Annotated in this window: 15 protein-coding genes and 3 pseudogenes; 11 read left to right on the plus strand and 7 right to left on the minus strand. The window is 55.7% G+C overall.

What is annotated here, in order from left to right; translation table 11 throughout:
* Positions 1-16 precede the first annotated feature (16 nt).
* From ISN39_RS33670 to ISN39_RS33690, 5 genes and pseudogenes are all read right to left on the minus strand, one after another.
* Complete coding sequence (locus ISN39_RS33670) at positions 17-355, minus strand: NUDIX domain-containing protein (protein WP_246763592.1); 339 nt, start codon at positions 353-355, stop codon at positions 17-19.
* 41 nt (positions 356-396) lie between these two features.
* Positions 397-963 carry an AAA family ATPase gene (locus tag ISN39_RS33675; RefSeq protein WP_194732295.1) on the minus strand — a complete coding sequence of 189 codons (567 nt, stop codon included), beginning with the start codon at positions 961-963 and terminating at the stop codon, positions 397-399.
* 18 nt (positions 964-981) lie between these two features.
* Positions 982-1439 (minus strand): annotated as a pseudogene (locus ISN39_RS33680) (NUDIX domain-containing protein).
* A 4-nt stretch (positions 1440-1443) separates the two neighbouring features.
* Positions 1444-2067 carry a histidine phosphatase family protein gene (locus ISN39_RS33685; RefSeq protein ID WP_194732296.1) on the minus strand — a complete coding sequence of 208 codons (624 nt, stop codon included), beginning with the start codon at positions 2065-2067 and terminating at the stop codon, positions 1444-1446.
* Positions 2068-2104: 37 nt separating this feature from the next.
* Positions 2105-2792, minus strand: a pseudogene (locus ISN39_RS33690) (recombinase family protein).
* Positions 2793-3053: 261 nt separating this feature from the next.
* Here ISN39_RS33690 and ISN39_RS38280 point away from each other — a divergent pair.
* Genes ISN39_RS38280 through ISN39_RS33710 form a run of 4 tightly spaced genes read left to right on the plus strand, consistent with a single transcriptional unit; the run spans position 3054 to position 8513 of the window.
* Positions 3054-3461 carry a HigA family addiction module antitoxin gene (locus tag ISN39_RS38280; RefSeq protein ID WP_348652033.1) on the plus strand — a complete coding sequence of 136 codons (408 nt, stop codon included), beginning with the start codon at positions 3054-3056 and terminating at the stop codon, positions 3459-3461.
* A gap of 42 nt (positions 3462-3503) precedes the next feature.
* Positions 3504-4526 (plus strand): site-specific DNA-methyltransferase, encoded by a 1023-nt coding sequence (locus tag ISN39_RS33700; protein WP_348652034.1) that lies wholly within the window; start codon positions 3504-3506, stop codon positions 4524-4526.
* Positions 4526-6544, plus strand: coding sequence for a DNA methyltransferase (locus ISN39_RS33705; RefSeq protein WP_194732297.1), 2019 nt, complete (start codon positions 4526-4528; stop codon positions 6542-6544). The genes ISN39_RS33700 and ISN39_RS33705 overlap by 1 nt, the downstream gene beginning before the upstream one ends.
* Before the next feature lie 4 nt (positions 6545-6548).
* Positions 6549-8513: a DUF2357 domain-containing protein gene (locus tag ISN39_RS33710; protein ID WP_194732298.1), complete on the plus strand. Its 1965-nt coding sequence runs from the start codon at positions 6549-6551 to the stop codon at positions 8511-8513.
* Positions 8514-8549: 36 nt separating this feature from the next.
* Here the strand turns inward: ISN39_RS33710 and ISN39_RS33715 are convergent, their stop codons facing one another.
* On the minus strand, positions 8550-9194 hold the full coding sequence (locus ISN39_RS33715) for a helix-turn-helix transcriptional regulator (RefSeq protein ID WP_194732299.1): 645 nt from the start codon (positions 9192-9194) through the stop codon (positions 8550-8552).
* A gap of 400 nt (positions 9195-9594) precedes the next feature.
* On the opposite strand from ISN39_RS33715, the gene ISN39_RS33720 reads away from it, so the two are divergent.
* A complete protein-coding gene (locus ISN39_RS33720) occupies positions 9595-10386 on the plus strand; it encodes a hypothetical protein (protein WP_194732300.1) in 792 nt (263 codons plus the stop codon).
* Positions 10387-10524: 138 nt separating this feature from the next.
* Here the strand turns inward: ISN39_RS33720 and ISN39_RS33725 are convergent, their stop codons facing one another.
* Positions 10525-10824, minus strand: a complete 300-nt coding sequence (locus tag ISN39_RS33725; protein ID WP_194732339.1) for a hypothetical protein — start codon at positions 10822-10824, stop codon at positions 10525-10527.
* 297 nt (positions 10825-11121) lie between these two features.
* On the opposite strand from ISN39_RS33725, the pseudogene ISN39_RS33730 reads away from it, so the two are divergent.
* From ISN39_RS33730 to ISN39_RS33755, 6 genes and pseudogenes are all read left to right on the plus strand, one after another.
* A pseudogene (locus tag ISN39_RS33730) lies at positions 11122-12731 on the plus strand (hypothetical protein).
* Positions 12721-13743 carry a dienelactone hydrolase-related enzyme gene (locus tag ISN39_RS33735; RefSeq protein ID WP_194732302.1) on the plus strand — a complete coding sequence of 341 codons (1023 nt, stop codon included), beginning with the start codon at positions 12721-12723 and terminating at the stop codon, positions 13741-13743. Before ISN39_RS33730 ends, ISN39_RS33735 begins: the two are co-directional and overlap by 11 nt.
* A 76-nt stretch (positions 13744-13819) precedes the next feature.
* Complete coding sequence (gene ligD / locus ISN39_RS33740) at positions 13820-14893, plus strand: non-homologous end-joining DNA ligase (protein ID WP_194732303.1); 1074 nt, start codon at positions 13820-13822, stop codon at positions 14891-14893.
* The gene (locus tag ISN39_RS33745; RefSeq protein WP_194732304.1) at positions 14890-15432 is read left to right on the plus strand and encodes a hypothetical protein; all 543 of its coding nucleotides are present in this window, start codon (positions 14890-14892) and stop codon (positions 15430-15432) included. Before ligD ends, ISN39_RS33745 begins: the two co-directional genes overlap by 4 nt.
* A gap of 40 nt (positions 15433-15472) precedes the next feature.
* Entirely contained in the window at positions 15473-16132 is a 660-nt protein-coding gene (locus ISN39_RS33750) for a hypothetical protein (protein ID WP_194732305.1), read from the plus strand.
* Positions 16133-16527: 395 nt separating this feature from the next.
* Positions 16528-16842 carry a hypothetical protein gene (locus ISN39_RS33755; RefSeq protein WP_246763593.1) on the plus strand — a complete coding sequence of 105 codons (315 nt, stop codon included), beginning with the start codon at positions 16528-16530 and terminating at the stop codon, positions 16840-16842.
* Positions 16843-17055: the final 213 nt, after the last annotated feature.

The following is a 17055-nucleotide window of genomic DNA, read 5'->3' on the forward strand; positions in this document are numbered from 1 at the left end:
CAATCCGCTGATAACTTTACAGTGCCGGCGCGCCACCACCCGACGGCGTAGTCTCAAAATGGTGCCAGCCATCCGGGAGATCTTCTTCAAGCGGCAAATGAAAGTAGGTGCGGTGGAGATCATGATGCAGCCCGTCTCGCTCGAAAGTGCGATAGCTGTCGCCCAGGAGCCGAAACCCCGTTCGGTCCAACAGCCCGGTTTCCTCGCCGAATCCACGGCGGGCGGCATCAATCATCTGTTCCCCCACTTCAACTGTGCCTCCCGGCACTTGTATGGGAACTTCAGGAAAATCCGGTTCATCGAACACCAAAAGACCACGAGACGTGGTGCCGTAGACCAAGGCTTTCTCAATCAAAATGCCCCTCCATGCGGGATCAGCCTTAATCGACTGAAAAGTCAGAAATCTGATGACATCTGTAACAGCCGGGCCATTTCCCGGTGGGAACGGAGCACTGCCACCGGGACATTTGGCCCATGCCGATCGATAGATTGGATGAAGATCGGTGCGTATTTCTTCTCGAAATTCCAGATATAGGAAAGGAACTCCCGGTTTGGCAGCCGTTCAGGGCAACCCGGCGCCATGGCTGGTCGCACCGAACCATAGAAGCGGCCAACGCGTCTTGCCAGTCCAAACAAGGCGACACGCCGGGGAACACGCACCCACAGAACCAGATCAGTGTGCGCTAATCTGAGATCGAAAGACGATGCGCCGCTGCCGTCCATGACCCATCGGCTGCGCCGGGTCATTTCAGCGATGAGAGTCCTTTGCTCCTGACGGTCACGCTCTTTCCAGCCCGGCAACCATCTTACATCGCGATCGAGTGATTGGAATTCCAGATTAAACGAATTGGCGATCTTCTGGGAAAAAGTCGTCTTTCCCCCTCCAGAGCAACCGATTACGAGAACTCGATTGGCTCTTGCCAGTTTCGCCGCCGCTTCGCTTAAAGCCACGTATCGAGGCATCGCACGTATCCTTGTCGATCAGGCTTTTGGGGAAGCGGCTTCAATTAGCAGATGCCGAACCGGATCTCGCTGCACAAATTCCGCCTCTACGTGCTTCAGCACATGGCGCTGTCCTGCAAATGGCACCATCGCCAAGGCCGCCTCGAACGACACCCATCGAAATTCGCTGTGCTCGTGGTTGATCATCACCGCCGCATCTGCATCCACGAAGACCGGTAGCATGCTGATGGCATCACGATCGGCCTCATAGAATTGCTCGCATATATCTGCGGAATACAGGCGGCCACAGGTCAGACCCGTTTCTTCGCGAACTTCACGCAACGCCGCTTCCCATGCCTTTTCACCGTCTTCGATGCCGCCAGCTATCTGGCACCATTCACCAACCATCGACGCAGAAGCAGTACTTCGCATCGAGAGCCAACTTCGCGGATCAGGACGACCGACACAGCAAAGGAGCGGATGGGAATATCGGCCATGAATCTAGTTCTCCAAGTGGGATGCATCCGCCAAGCGGAGGACTGCACGGCTCCGCCAATAATCCTCCTGCCGAAGGTGGGTGATGCTGCCCGATTTTGCCGGAAAGCTGACAAAGCCAACAGCTTCGATCGGCATCATGATCCAGGCCGCGATGACGAAGGTGAGCGCAAAACCATGAGTGACGATGATCTGGGTTTCGCAGGGGCGTGATGCAATGCGATCTATGGATCGATAGACCCGCTCTGCGATTTCACGTCTGGTCTCACCGTCCTCGATTCCGCCTCGATGGTCCATCCTATCGTAGTCGGGAGCTGGGATCTGGCGTGCATCGAGCCATGCTTGCGGCATGCCACCAGCAGAACCATAGCTGAGTTCCCGGAGATCGCTGGTGGTTTCGATCGGGCAGAGAAAGCGGTCAGCGATAATTGCGGCAGTTTGCGAAGCCCGTAATAGATCGGAGCTGAAAATTTCCACGGGAGTGTCACCGATTGTTGCGGCCAACTGATCAGCTGTGACTCCCGCGTCAGCTTCACCTTGCGCGGTCAGGCCAGTATCGTACCAGCCTCCAACCTTGCTTTCGACGTGATGGATAGACTGAGTATGCGTGACAACAAATAGGTTCTTCATGGCAATTCGTTTTGAATTTCTGTCGCGATAATCCCGATCAAAGCGACGGTTTTGCAATCGAACTTTGCACCGTCGCAGAAGTCAACTTTTGCGACAAGGTTTCTTGCTTCGCTATGTCGTGCTGATGTCGCGCCCAAATGCGTTTCACCTGTGCCTCGCTACATCCAGTAAGTTTCGCAGTCCTGCTGATACTGTTGCCGCCAGACCGGAAGGCAATAATGCGTTCGTGTGTCACCAGGTCAGCTTGGCGTCCGGCATACTTCCCGCTCGCCTTTGCCAGTTCGATGCCCTGCCGCTGGCGCTCTCGGCGATCCTCGAAATCATCCCGAGCCATTTGCAGCGCGAGCTTCAGAAGCATCCCTTGGATCGACTCGAGCACGATCTTCGCGACGCCATCGGCACTTGCCGCTAAGTCGCTCAGATCCACGATACCGGGGACGGCAAGGCGCGCACCCTTATCGCGAATTGCTGCGATAAGCTTTTCAGCTTCAGGCAAAGGCAGACGGCTGACGGTCAATCTTCTCCGCAACGACAACCTCGCCCGGCTGAAGGTCGGAGATCAGCCGTAACAGCTCCGGCCGATCGGCGCGAGCACCGGATGCTTTCTCGCGGTAGACGCCGGCGATATAGTATCCGGCTTCCCTCGCCTCAACGATGATCGATTCCTGACGATCGAGATCCTGCCCTTGCGTGCTGACACGCAGATAAACACGAGCAATGCGCATTTCCCCTCCAGGACGGCTCAGCGCTTAGCTTACTGGCCTAGCTCAAAATTTGAAAGAGCGATCCTATTTCAACAGGCTTTAGTGGCCTATTTTATTGAGCCTATGCCGGCACAATATCTCCGATGGCGTGAACACAAGGCCAAGGTCGGCTACCACCCACGTCCGTTGAGGATAACCTTGGGGTGATTCGTAGCGCGTAACTTTACACGCTAAGGACGGGCATCTAGGCTCGAGGCAATGATTCGATAGTGGCCCACCACCATGAACACCACCAGACGTCCGTCTATGAAAACACCGCCTCATCCAGGCCAATTCGTGCGCTTCAAGATCATCGGGCCGCGTGGGCTGTCGGTGAAAGACGCGGCTTTTGCTTTGGGGATCCACCGGGTCGCGCTTTCCCGGTTCCTGAATGAACAGGCGGCGCTCTCGCCGGAAATGGCTATTCGCCTCGAAAAAGCTTTCGGGGCCGACATGGAATACTTGATGAGAATGCAAACTGAATACGATATCTCGCAGGCAAAACTAAAATTCACAAGCGTTAAAGTCGTCCAGAATTTCCAGTGCAATGAACAAAACAGAAGTAACTCTGAAACCCTCACGAGGGAATTTAGATCCCGCTTCATCGAAGCCAGTACAAATACAAACTCGGAAGACAAAAAGCCTGCGTAGGCTTTTGAAATACTAACGTGCAAATACAAAGCGGGGATCGAAATGGGTAAAACGGCGCTAAAAGTCGTAGCTGGCATGGACGTAAGCCTGAACAAACGAGCAAAGGCAGCGGGGTCGTCCAGCCAGAGGCCGCAAACCAAAGCCAATGCGGCTATGAACCCAAGCGTCATTGACGACGAAATTTTTCTATCTCCGATACTACAACGCAAGGCGTTTTACGCAGACGAACAGACGATAATTCTGAACATGGATGTATCCGATGCGCTTGAGCTGCTGGCGCAGACGGGAATGATGGTGAACTGCATTGTTACTTCACCACCGTTCTACGGACAGCGCGACTATGGCGTTGACGGGCAAATAGGCTTGGAGGAGCACCCCTCGGCCTTCATCGAAAAGCTTGTCGCCACACTTGACGGGTGCGACCCGATCTTAGCACCCAACGGCAGCATGTGGGTCAACATCGGCGATACCTATTGGAGCGGGAAGGGGGAGCATAAAAGCGGAGAGGCGAAACAAAACGCCCGCCGCTTCGGCATCCGTCCGCAGGACAAAAAAGGTGACGGCAAATGGTGCATACCAAAGCAGCTGCTGCTGATACCGCATCGCTTCGCGATCGCGATGCAGGACAACGGATGGACGGTCCGCAACGATAACGTATGGCTGAAACCAAACCCAATCCCCGATCAGGTGCGGGATCGGTGCTCGATTTCGCACGAGTACGTTTTCCACATCGTTAAAGAACGTTGGTACTACTTCAACAAGGAACCCGTAGGCCGTGTGACCGACTCTGGCTCGGTGCTGCCGCCGCTGGATACGTGGGAAGTACCGCCAGTTCGTGGACTACACCACGGCCACAAAGCCCGTTTCTCAGAAGAGCTCGTCCGCATTCCGATTCTCACGACTACACCTTCAAGAGGAGTCGTTCTCGATCCTTTTGCAGGGAGTGGCACGAGCCTCGTCTTCGCACGAAAGAATGGATTCCGGGCCATTGGAATCGATATCAAAAAAGACTTCTGCAAGATGATGGTGAAAAATCTTGAGAAGTTAGAGTGCGGAGCGATCTAGTGGCGACTTACCTTTCAGCAAAAAGGATTGAAAAAGCGATCCAGCAACTTGGTGATTCACGCGCCAAGAGAACGCCCCTGTTTGACTTTATGATCGTTAAACGCACGCTTGCCATAAAGGGCGCCAGTAGTGTTGCGATCGCCGAGTCAGAGCCGGCCTTTATCCAGGCGCTGGAGGAGATTGGCGCGGCCGGCCTGGGAGATGACGATCATTACTACTTCAACCCCCTCGCGCTGCTGGAAGCTGGGAAAACTGGCTATAGGCCACAACGCTACCGTTCTAACGGCACGAACTCGACGATATCCGGTACCCCGTGGCGGGGAATAATTGACCTCAGCGACGAAAAGCCTCGCAAGGCCAGTCTTGCCCCGGGATACGATGCGCGGCTTCCCAAGCTGGTGCTATCCACGGACAAGCGGAAGCTTCTGCCGAACCTTACGGAGGCAGCCGTTTGTTTCTGGCGGGGCCAAGAACTCGATCCCTTGCTTGTCGAACTTTCGACCGACGCCGATCGCCTAAAGCGTTTGACGGATGAATTCGTAGCCAAAGTGGGCCTCACATCCGGCGAGATTAGCGCGGTTTTCGATAGTGCTGTGGACGCCAGTGGCACAGATGATGGAGGTCCCTTTGTAACGGCTCCACCCAGCCCGCAGGACTACCTGCCCGCCAAAACGCTGGCTGCAGGCGAGACCAAGGAGGAAAACCTATCAGAGGTTTCGTTCGGACTTGTCGCCGCGCTCGCAGCCAAGAATTTTGCGATTCTCACCGGCCCTTCTGGCACAGGCAAATCCCGCGCGGCGCTCAAACTCGCCGAGGGCTTGCAGCGCCACTATGCTGGCCAAGTTGAAGGTTCGATTTTCGAGTTAGTCGCTGTGGGACCGGACTGGACTTCACCGAAACGGCTTCTCGGTTTTCGCACCCCGTTCGGGAAGGAGCGGAAGCTTCCGGACGGCACATCGTCGCACGAGAGCTACGAGATTACGGACACTATCCGGCTTATCCTTCGTGCCAGTCATTCAGACGCGGCAGACATTCCGCATTTCCTCATCTTCGACGAGATGAATCTGTCCCATGTGGAGCGGTACTTCGCGCCCTTTCTGTCGCTAATTGAGGCCGCCAGCATTCTAGATGCAGAGAGCGGTATTTCGCTTATCGGCACGGACGATCTGAAGCTCATCGCCGCAGTCCTAGAAGCGGATAGCCCGGGCTGTCGAGAAGCGGCAGCAGCGACAGCCATGCTCGCAGAGGGGCGAGATTTTATACTGCCGGCGAACCTGTTCTTTGTTGGAACCGTCAACGTTGACGAAACAACCTATATGTTTTCCCCGAAGGTTTTGGACCGCGCGCATGTGATTGAGTTGGATGCGGAGCGTCCCAGCGGCTACCTCCTCGCTGCGAGCCGAACCGAACCGGGCGGTACCATCAACGTCGGTCAAGCTGACATTGCATTGAAACGGGGTATCGAGGCGCGCGAAACCCAAAAATATGCGGTGAGTAATCCCGCCACGATCTTGGATAACTTAACACATGCAGGGTTCACAGCAGCCGAACTGGAGCCTGTTCGCGACGGTCTGGTGGTAGCTCTTGACGGAACTTATGACCTTATTTCGCCCGTTGGTTTTTCATTCGGTTATCGAATCTCTAAGGAGGTATTCATCTACATTGCAGAGTGGATGACTAACCGCCTGGCAGGTGGCGCCGATAAGGCGACGGTTCTGGCCAGCTGGCAGAATGCACTGGACCAAGCACTCTTGCAAAAAGTTCTGCCCAAGATTCATGGAAATCGGCGTACCTTGGGTGACAGTCTGCGTGCGCTCTCGGCGTTCTACGCGGGCAATGATGCAAGCTCGACCCCCAGCGCCAGCTACACGTTGGGGCTTGGGACTAAGGTAGAGATACCCGCTGCGCAAAAGCTGACGATCGCTGGTGCGGCCGATCAACTCCCTCGCTCCCGGCGAAAGTTGGATGCCATGCATGATCGTTTGCATGCGACCGGTTATGTGTCGTTCGTAAGCTGACGCAATGACCGTTCCTCTCCACAGAGTTCGCTTCTCATGGGGACCCAAAACCCATCTCGAAATAGAATGGTCGAAAGGGCGCGGCCGGGAGATTCCTGACCTTCCCGACGTACCGCTCCTCGTTTTTGCGGAGGAAGAAGTCGATCCCGACGACCATGCCGCGCGGGGCATCCCGCCAATATGCTGGCGGGGGGATACTCCTGTCCTGTTTGAGCGGTTTCAGCTCAGAGAGAACACCGAATATCTCATCGATGTGACGCTCCCGAAAACCATGGGCGAGCTTCTGACGAATAGCCCACGCCCGAAAGGTTGGCCGTTCAGAGAAAGGCTGGCGACAGTTTTTAGAAGCGATCCGCCTCGCCGATGGCGGGAAAATGCCGACGGAAGCACAACGATTTCGGGGTTGCTGAGGCTACGGAGCCATGCAGGCATCCTGGACCTAAGCCTAGCGGAAAATGTGCCGCTGATCGCCGAGGTCGTTTGTCGCAAAATTGGATATCTTGACGAGTTTCGGGCTTTGCTGGACGAGGTAGCGGAGGAGTTCTCCGAGCTCCTCCTTCAATACGATAGCCCCGTGAGCGCATCGTTCAATCTGGCGGACGTGACGCCGGAAACGGAAGCGGCGCTTCTGTTTCAACTGCGTCATACGATGGCAGAACGGAACCTTCCGGTTGCACTGGATGAGATCCGGCGCTCCTTTCATACCCGCTTGGATCAGTGGCGGGGGACAGAGGATATCGGGTCTGTGCAGGAACCCGATATTCCGGCTTTTATCGAGGAATTCGAGCCATCCGTTGTTGTGAAAGGCGGGCCCCTTGCTCAGCTTTTCCGGGGATACAGCCCCCGCGAATTCCCGGTGATTGAAGCACGGGAAACCATTGACACTGCAGAGAACCGTTACGTCAAATTCTTTCTTGAGGAGCTACAGCTTATCGCCCAGCGGCTCGCAGGCAGCCTGTCGCGCAACGGAAGAACCGCTTCTCTCCGCGAAGTTGAAGACTGGATACATACCCTCGATGAAGAGATGTCTTCCGGGCAGTGGCGAAGGATAGGCAATTTCCGAAGCTTTCCCTCGAATTCGCAGGTACTTCAGAAGCGTCGAGGGTATCGTGAAATTCTAAAGCTCGATCTTTCCTTGAGGATGAGCCTTGAGCTGCCTTGGAAGCGTGCGGAGCACCTGGCGGACGGATTGATCGGCGACATCCGTCCTGTGAGCGAGCTGTATGAATACTGGTGTTTCTTCCTTCTGCGGCGCACTTTGGCAGAACTTGCGGAAGCGGAATTGCCGAGCGACGGATCGCTAATCGATACAGCAGACGGCGGTTTACAGGTGCGCCTTCTCCGGGGCAAGCGCAGCCGGGTCAGCTACCTGTATCGACGGGACGCAACCCGCTCCCTCGAAATGAACCTGTTCTACAACCGTACTTTCCCGCGTCCGACTCGTGATCTCTCGATATGGTACGGCAGCTATACAGCCAAGTTCGACCCTGACTACAGCATCGAGATCATTGTCGAGGGGGAAGGTATCTCGCAGAGGCATTGGCTCCATTTTGACGCCAAATACCGGCTCGACTCTGTGGATCTCGGGGCGCTGTCCGCGATCGAGGAATTGCCTGATGAAGTTGAGGATGCCGACTATGAAAAGGAACTCGCCCGTGTCCACCGGCAGGACGACCTTTTCAAGATGCATACCTACCGGGATGGAATTCTCAGCAGTCGCGGTGCCTATATCCTCTTTCCTGGAGATGGAACGTCAACCAGGCTTGCCGGTAAGCGAAAGAACCTCTTTGTGCGGCACCCATCAGCCTTCACCGGAAGCCCCGAGTATCTATTTCCTAGCGTTGGGGCATTTGACCTTTGCCCGGGCAGGGATGGCGTTCAGCGACCGCTAATCAGGGAGTTCCTGAGGCAAGTCCTTGATGCTGTCTTCATGGGCACCCCTTATCAAGAGGAGGTTGGCCTGCTTTAAGGGGTGTATACCTTCGCGAGAATCAGCTGCAATCGCTCAGTATGAGAGCCGTCGTACAGCCGTGAACGGCATAGGTGTCTTGTCTTCCCAGTTCTGCCCGACGATCTTAGTCTGACGAAGAGCCGAATACGCGATGGCGCCATTTGCCTCGAGTTCAGTCAGCATGACACCCATCTCATTGTTGAAGGCTAACTTGTCGGCAAATGAAGCTTCGTGACGGATATCCTGAACATCTCTGAGATAATCGAAGAGCGCCGCTGCCGTCTGCTTGGCGTCTTGGCTCAGCTCGTCCTCCATATGGAGCAACAACCCCGTCGAGATGTCTGCGAGCCCGAGGGCATCGCCGCTTTGGACACGGGTTACAGGCAGGCGCATATGATCCGGAAACTGTTTCTCCATCGACTCCGGGCTCGTGCCGTTTATCTCTCCGAGGATCTTATGGACCGACGTAATGAAGTCGGGGGTATCGAATATGTCGGGGTTCTCATAACCAAGGCCGCGCGCAAGTGCCCGACGGGTAGTAACGCTGGCTGCGTTGCCGGCTTCCACGCGCTGGATCGTTCTTACGTCCAGACCGGCGTTTTCCGCGACGGCCTCCTGTGACCAATTAAACGTTTCGCGGATGCATTTAACCCAGAATCCGAGAACTTTCGGATCCAGCCTCGTCGCGTTGATTGTCATGTAAGGAAGCCTTTCGATTGTGTGATTTAAGGCCACCATAGCTTCTGTCCCGATGCCGCAACACGACACCACTACGACAGTTGCCCGACTGATGCTATGAAATCTGAAACTCGGGTTATGCGACGAGGCATTGTCTGCAGGATTGCGGGCAAGCTCGCGCGAGAGCGGGTTAAGGACAGTCACGGACGTTCTTACGTCTGCTTGAGACGCATCAAGGAGGCTTGACTGGGCATTCGCATTTGCTCACAGTAGCAGTGGCCTTAGCGCACAGGCCGGTGTGCCCACCCATGCGAAGCAATGACAGTGCGTCGATTCTGGTCAACTTTGAACCGGTCCCGATTGGGCGGATTTGACTAGCAGTGGGCACATGGTCGGATCCGTGTCTTTCAGGAATTGGATCATGGCTACGGCAGAATCCCTCGACTTCATCAGGGCCCTTTCGAAGAAGCTCGCACGCGCGCGACGTATTAAGCAATTCGTTGCTCTCGACGAGACTGCCCAGCAAATGGGCTATCCACACTGGAACGCTCTAACGTCAGCTCACAAGAAGGGGTGGCGACCGAGTTTGGCGCAGATCGACGTAATAAGGGCGATCGTCGACGCCGTGAACCCTCTAAAAGCCCAAGAATCTGCCACCGCGGGTTTGGACGCACTTTGCTCCGTGCCAGGTACTACGATAGTTGCCTCGATCGCCAGAGATCCCGCTGACCCCTTCTCGGCCGACGAGATACTGGGCGAACTCGATGGCCACAAATTTAGTCTCAGCGTCGACTGTGACGATGTGTTCATGCAAGGCCGCGGATGGCGGGTAGTTGTTCCCGAGGCGCCGTCAGCGACACCCGAAACCAGTGTTACCGATAGGCGGATTAAGTCGAACCCAATCCTGAACGAGGGCTTTGTAGAAAAGGCCCTCAGGGTAGCCCAGATCCGCGCTGAGCAGGTGCGCGCCCGGATTGCATCGGACTGGCCCCGCCGATCAACGGTGCCTGACGCCAATGGAAAAGTGCAGCACCCGTTATTCGAGTCATGTTCCGATCGGTGGTTCTGCTTCCATTGCGATCAGGTAATTACCGGGACACAGATCTCCAAAAACCTTTGGCACTGCCCCGCCTGCAGCGCCTCGCCGATCGACATCCAACCAGCGGATGAACGGGTGGCCTGGCACAATGAGGGGTGTGTCGAAGCTCAATGAAGCTTGGCACTTAGGCCGTGGTAGCGTCGGTTTCCGTCGCCGCTGCCGCGGCCCAAAACGCTCGCTTCGCCACCGCCGATAAAGTCGGCAGCACTGTGGTCTGAGCACATCATTGTGCAGTCGGCATAAGAAGGGGACTCAGGAGACCGATGCGAGCCAATCGCGAGGGTCTTCCAAGACGGAATTCATCTCATTGGCGTTCAGAGTGCCCCGTGTGGCGATCAGGTAAGCCGCCATATAGGTGAGCTTTTGCCTTGATTCCCGATTGGTCCGCGGCAAGTAATTGACGATCGCCAGCCGGCCAACTTCTTCGTCTCGCGCGACGTCCAACAGTCCTTTTGCATCGGCGACGCTCGCAACGCCACCAACTGTCCTGCGTTCATCCAATACGCGAATGGCATCCGCAGCCGCCATTTGCGCCGCGATATGCCGATCCATCAACTCACCAAGGGAAACCGCAGTTTCCGCGCTATTCTCTTCTTTGTGTCCGGTCCCACCCGAAGGCCTCACGATTTCCACATTAGAAATACCAGTCAAAGCCGTGCAAAAGCCTGAAGAAAAGTATCCCCTACTACGGGACCGAAGCGAATCCGAAATTAACATCCCAAAACCCACCTGTTGTCCGCACCAATTTGAAGGCGCCACTACGTTGCATTTAAACGCATTGATTGAGGACGAAGGCACGATAGGGTAAGAAATCAAACGAAACCAAACGAAACCAGAGCTCGCAAGCCCTTGTTAAAAAATGGAAAGTTTTTTCTCCCTCCGCCGAAGGACGGGAGCGATTTCAAAGAATTATTCAAGCGATTAGCCGTGGCGGGAGCAGGGCGACCATTGGGCAGCGATGGTTTTCCTGCAGGGCCATGGACGCCCGAGCTTCTTGCAGAGGCGATTTCACATATAGATTCCAACCGGATTGGGGTCGATCTTCGAACGGTGCAGCTTTGGTTTCAAGAAAACGAGAAGGGGATTAGCACTGCCAACATTCGTTGGCTGGCAAGGATTTTTGGGTGCGATGATCCGGTGGCAACCAGCGAATGGCAGATGGAGCTTGGTGCGGCGCAATCTCGGTTAACGGCCAAGAGACGAGATTTGAAGAAATCAGGGGCCGGCGCTGCGCTCGCGGTTCCAGAAATGTCATGGACTGCAACCGTGGAGGATGACACAGAGTCCCGGGCAGAGCTGGCCATAGAGAGTGATGCCAAGTGGCCGAATCGGCGTTTCAGTTTGGCAATGAGATCGGAAGCGCTTTTTACCCGCGGATCTCCCTTGAATTTGCCGGCGTCGGTATTTGCCGGTGCCACCGCTCTTGGCTTTTTGTCGTACATCACGGGTATTCACAGCGCCACTTACGTCCGGGCGGATGGCGTCGTGAAGCAGGTTGGGTTTCTTTGGGCACCGAATTGGACATTCCTCTTCATGGTGCTTCTACCACTGTTTCTTGCGATCGTAACAGAGCTGTTGGTCTTCTGGAAATACGAAGCGCGCTTAAAGCTTATGGCCCAGGGCACCCGTATGAAAAGCGAAAATGCTTGGGCGCGAAACGTCGAAGCTTCTTCGTATACATATTGGGCGGTTTTCTTGATTTGTGTATTGTTCGCCGGTCTTTTTCAGTGGATCGGCGTGTGCTTGATCCCATTGATCAACGGTGGTGATGACTACGCGACGAGTTGGGGCACGTTGGCTATTGTGCGCCCTGAAGTTATATCGGTGCCAATGTCGATTGTGTTCACGGCTCTCGCATATCTATACATGTGCCTGTGCTTTTACCTGTTCTTCGCTGGTCTCATTTTGCTTCACACGGTGGTCCATGATCTTTGGAAAACTGGAGAGACAGCGAAGACCCGACCGGAGGTGGAATCTCGACACGAGCTCGATGAACTTGGCCTCAGGGTGATGCGCGGAATTTTTCGGTGCACTGTTTTGGGTGTTTTGGTCGCCATATGCATGAAGGCCCAAAGCTCTTACCTGACATCGAATGGAGAGAACATCGTGGACTGGTTGCTCGGCGATATGTCATCAGCGCTGTATGAGCATAAAGATGTTAGCAACGGGTTCAGCTATAGAATGCCGACACACTACAGCAGCCTTCTTGTCGCTATTTCAACCTGTGTTGTCTTTCTCATTGCTACCATCCGTTTAAGCGCGGGCCGTCGATATCCTATGCTTTTGTGGAAGATGTCGGCGGTTGTAGGGTTGCTCGTTGCTGCCTACCTCCTGATCGGTGCATTTGCTGGCTTTTCGATCCTCTTGGGCATCGGAACGCTGCTCGGGATATACGGCCTCTGTGATCCAGGGTTCGGGCATAGCGAACGAGTGAGGTAGGAAATCAGAGTGTATCATAGTTGGCTTGATCGTTGGGATGAGCGGCGGGCGCGGCGCGGCGAAGAGGGGAAGGAGAGAACGGCCGTCGTCCTTGACGCGGAACGCGCCTTTCCAGGCGCCAAGAAGATAACAAGTCTCGAGGAGTTTTGTGTTCTTGCGGATCATGCAGTGGCTGATCCAGCCTTCTTCGATGAGCCGAGTGGGAGCGATCAAGGCTTTCAAAGGCAAGACGGGTGGCTGAAATTTTCATCGGGCATCTCAACTGACATTGAGGAGAACGATGTCGTCTGGGCGAAAATCACAGAAAGCGGGTCGTTTGATCAGGCATTGGTGATTTTTCACCACTGGAATGCGAGGTCCCGAAATCGACAGATTGCCAGCTTTTTCTCGAGGAACGGCATCACGGTCGTCGAGATTGCTATGCCCTATCACTTCGAGCGCAGCCGTCCTGGTTCCCTGCACGCCGATTACATGCTTAGCGCCAACCTTGGTCGAACGATCCAATCCGTAAGGCAGGCCGTATTGGATGGGCGAAAGGTCATTCGTTGGTTAAAGGGCGAAGGCTATCGAGACATTTCGGTTCTCGGTATGAGCTTGGGTTCCTGGGTCGCTGGATCGATCGCAGCGCTCGACCCAGCTGTGTCAAAAGTCTCGTTATTTCTGACGGCGGGGAGTCTGGCCGATATGGTATGGACGGGTCGCGCGACACGAGCGATACGCGACAGCCTTGAGGCTGAAATTGATCTTACCGGTCTCCGAAGGGCTTGGGGGCCGCTTAACCTGGAGAATTACGCGCATCGTCTGGCGCGACCGGATCTCGATCTTCACGTTGTGATAGCGAAGAGAGATAAAGTGGTGCTGCCAGAGCTGTCGGAGAGGTTCATACAGAGGCTGAAGGACGTCGGAGCTAGGCCAAATATCTTGGAATTAAACTGTGGTCACTATTCACTCGCCATGCCACCCTACATTTTGTTGGCCGGTCTGAGCTTGAAGCGGTTTCTATCGTGTACTGACAAGGCCCGGCGAACATGAGCTGGGCGTCGCGCGTCCGTTTAGGCCGCGGACTTTCATATGGATACTTTAAGCAAATGCTGTTGAAATAGACGGTATGGCAAAAGTCCCGCGTCCGCCTCGCTCGAAACCGCTCCTCACCGATGAGAGCGGCCAGCTCCAAAGTCGCCGTGTCCGGAAACGGAACCCGGCGCAACCCGCCCTGCCCTTCGATCCCATGCCGGATCGAGTGGAACCCGCCCTGGCTTTGCTGAAGCAACGTCCACCGGCAGAAGGGTACGCTTGGGAAGTCAAATGGGACGGGTATCGAATTCACGTCCACGTCGAGGCCGGTCGAATACGTGTTCTAACGAGAGGCGGATACGACTGGTCGCATCGCTTCCCGGCCATCGTGGACACTGCCAAGGAGTTGGGACCGGCGTCTATGATCCTTGATGGCGAGGCCTGCATGTTCGATGATCAGGGCCGCTCGGATTTCAACTTGTTGCAATCTAGCCTGGGCGCAGACGGCCGACGGAGCGGGAATCTCGTATCGCCCGCAATCATGATGACCTTCGACCTGCTCTATTTCGATGGCCACGATCTGCGAGGGCTCGAATACCACGCTCGCCGCCATCTGCTCGAAGACCTGCTGCAGGGCAAGGAAGGCGCTATCCGACTTTCCGAAGAGATCGACGCCGATCCTGTTGACCTTCTGGATCACGCCTGCAGGCTCGGACTGGAAGGGATCGTAGGGAAGAAACGCGACAGCGTATACCGATCAGGCAAAACGGGCGACTGGATCAAATGCAAATGCGTCCAGAGCGAAGCATTCCTCATCGTTGGGTATGAGCCCTCCGTGGGCTCTTTTGGAGGCTTCCGCTCTCTCCAGCTTGCGGCCTATCGCGGCGACGATCTGCGCTACGTGGGCAGCGTAGGAACTGGATTCAAAGAGCGGGCGTCGCTCGCTCTGCGGACCTCTATGGACAAGCTGCCTTGGAAGCGAAAGCAGCCGCCGGTTCCATATTCAGGCAAGCGCAAGGTGATATGGATTCAGCCGACGCTCATCGCGGCGATTGAATACAGCGCCTGGACCTCGGATAACAAGTTGCGCCACCCGTCCTACAAAGGTTTGCGAGAAGTGCAAGACAATGCCGAGGTTTACCGGCTAGGCGAAAACGAGGGAACATGAAGCGGTCACTCAAGGGAAACATCTATCGATCTTTCGGCCTGCATATCCGCGCCAATAAGGCGGATGCGGAAAACGAGGAAGGGCGGCTGCTCATAGCCGAACACCGCAAGCCGGAAAATCGTCGTCCGCGTAAGGTGACTTATGATGAGATCATGTCTGACCTTGCGTCCGGAACGCCTGGTCGCTTCCTCGACCGCAAAGTGCAGGCTCTGATGTCCTTCGACCTGTGGCCGCCCACATCGATGACAGAAAGCTTCGACAAGGTGCAGGAGCGAGGCGTCGACAATGCGTGGACGACATCGGTCAAAGGCGTTGAGCACTTGATCATCGTTTCGCACCCGGACATTTACGGGACTATCTGCCTCGAATTTGGCCCGCATCGAGCAACGTTTACGGCTGACGGCTCGACCTACCAGGTGAAAGGCAAGTCAGCCGCCATGGCGCTGATGGCCGTCCATACCCTCATGAACCGACTGCGTTATGGGTCTCCGGAGGAAAAGGCCGATCTCGGACAATGGGTGACTGTGATCTCGGAGTGAGCCGGTGCTGACGCCTGAATGGGAATTAGGAAGGGGAAATATGACCGAAAGCGCCGATCTCGACCGAATGGCACAGGAAGTCCGCAAAGCAGCTGAAGAGTGCGGCGCGATGATCCTGGAAACCATCCTCGCAAGCGAAAATCTTCCAGCGGTCGCCGTCGATGGCGATACCTTCCCGTCCCTCGTCAAACACCTTCGCCCCAAGTTGATTTACATGGTGCTGACGAAATTCGAGGCCACGGAGGACGTCGAATCGCACTTCGAACAAGAGCTGGACCGCGATCTCAAGAAGCTGGCGTCGAAATGGAAGGCGAAGGACGGTCAATCTGCTCGGCTGGTCCTTGGCCTCGTGGCAGACGGTGTACTGCATGGGATCGTCGAGACAGCGGACTGGTTCGATGAATTCGACATCGAGGCCGACGAGCTGGCGGAGGCTCGACAGCAGGCCGAAGCCGATGCCTTCGCTCGCCTTCAGGAGGCCGACGCCAAGAGCCGTGAAACCGAGGAAAAGAAGCGGCTCGCTCCCATCGTGAAAAAGCTGCTCGCTGATCCGCGTTTTGTCGCATCAAAGATCAGCGCCGCCAAAAGATTGACATTGGCGGAAACGCTGTTTCCTGAGGAAAGCCGAACCACGCTTCGGAAGGCGGTAGATCAAGCTGCGAACGAGGTGTGGCTGGCAAGTCCGGCCAGCAACACGTAACTGGGAAAATCGACCAACGGATTATGGAGACCCCGGAAAAAGCGTTGGCACGAGATCAGCGCGGTAGCTGACCTAAAATCCAACGATTTCCCTGTTTGTTGCCGCAGCCCAAGCACCTCAGGCGGGGTTGCAAAGAATGGAGCATGGCATTGCCCCATTTTCGTCGCAGCTCGTATCGGTCGATCCACCCTTCCCGCTCGCATGAGGGGCAGCTACCGCCCAGGGTATTCCACTGCGAAAGATCATCGATAGCCGTACCTAGCGGGTCCTGGACAAGCCCGATATACGTGATCGCATCCCTGCTCGGGCGACCTATTTCAATGCCGCGACGATGTTTCATCGTTCCACATTTGTTCGCATCCGGGCAGGGTGTCAAGGCGACGGAGAGGGAGCGAATGGAATTCGAGGGAAAGACGACGGCCGAGCTGTTGACGATGCACGCGGCTATCATGGAAGAGCTGCGCGGCCGGAATGTCCTCAGGAGCGCCAACAACCCGACCGGGGACCTGGCCGAATACCTCTTCTGCGCCGCTTTCGGCTGGCAGCAGGCCGCGAATTCAGTCAAGGGGTATGACGCCCTCGACGGTGCTGGAATCAGATACCAGGTGAAAGGCCGCCGTATCCATCAGCGCAAACAAATCCCGGCAGCTCTCCGCGATCCGCGACCTGAATGGTTTCGACATCCTCGCCGTCGTTCTATTCGACGATGATTACCAGATCGTCAGGGCAGCGCTGATTCCGGCGGCCACGGTCAAGGAAAAGGCCGTCTATATCGCACACACCAACAGCCACAAATTTCTGGCAAGGGATGGCGTCTGGGAAGTTGCCGGTGTGATGGACGTGACGGATAGGCTCCGGGCCGTGCCGTAATGGATTAGGTTCGGTCGACTGAGCGTGTCCGTGGGGTACGACTCGCAAGTCAT

This window comes from Rhizobium sp. 007 (assembly GCF_015353075.1).
In the GTDB taxonomy this organism is placed as follows: domain Bacteria; phylum Pseudomonadota; class Alphaproteobacteria; order Rhizobiales; family Rhizobiaceae; genus Rhizobium.

Coding starts and splice junctions, on each gene's coding strand:
- ISN39_RS33675 (WP_194732295.1), bottom strand. CDS start 963: ATGCCTCGATACGTGGCTTTAAGCGAAGCGGCGGCGAAACTGGCAAGA.
- ISN39_RS33685 (WP_194732296.1), bottom strand. CDS start 2,067: ATGAAGAACCTATTTGTTGTCACGCATACTCAGTCTATCCATCACGTC.
- ISN39_RS38280 (WP_348652033.1), top strand. CDS start 3,054: ATGAACACCACCAGACGTCCGTCTATGAAAACACCGCCTCATCCAGGC.
- ISN39_RS33700 (WP_348652034.1), top strand. CDS start 3,504: ATGGGTAAAACGGCGCTAAAAGTCGTAGCTGGCATGGACGTAAGCCTG.
- ISN39_RS33710 (WP_194732298.1), top strand. CDS start 6,549: ATGACCGTTCCTCTCCACAGAGTTCGCTTCTCATGGGGACCCAAAACC.
- ISN39_RS33715 (WP_194732299.1), bottom strand. CDS start 9,194: ATGACAATCAACGCGACGAGGCTGGATCCGAAAGTTCTCGGATTCTGG.
- ISN39_RS33720 (WP_194732300.1), top strand. CDS start 9,595: ATGGCTACGGCAGAATCCCTCGACTTCATCAGGGCCCTTTCGAAGAAG.
- ISN39_RS33725 (WP_194732339.1), bottom strand. CDS start 10,824: ATGGATCGGCATATCGCGGCGCAAATGGCGGCTGCGGATGCCATTCGC.
- ligD (WP_194732303.1), top strand. CDS start 13,820: ATGGCAAAAGTCCCGCGTCCGCCTCGCTCGAAACCGCTCCTCACCGAT.
- ISN39_RS33745 (WP_194732304.1), top strand. CDS start 14,890: ATGAAGCGGTCACTCAAGGGAAACATCTATCGATCTTTCGGCCTGCAT.
- ISN39_RS33750 (WP_194732305.1), top strand. CDS start 15,473: ATGACCGAAAGCGCCGATCTCGACCGAATGGCACAGGAAGTCCGCAAA.
- ISN39_RS33755 (WP_246763593.1), top strand. CDS start 16,528: ATGGAATTCGAGGGAAAGACGACGGCCGAGCTGTTGACGATGCACGCG.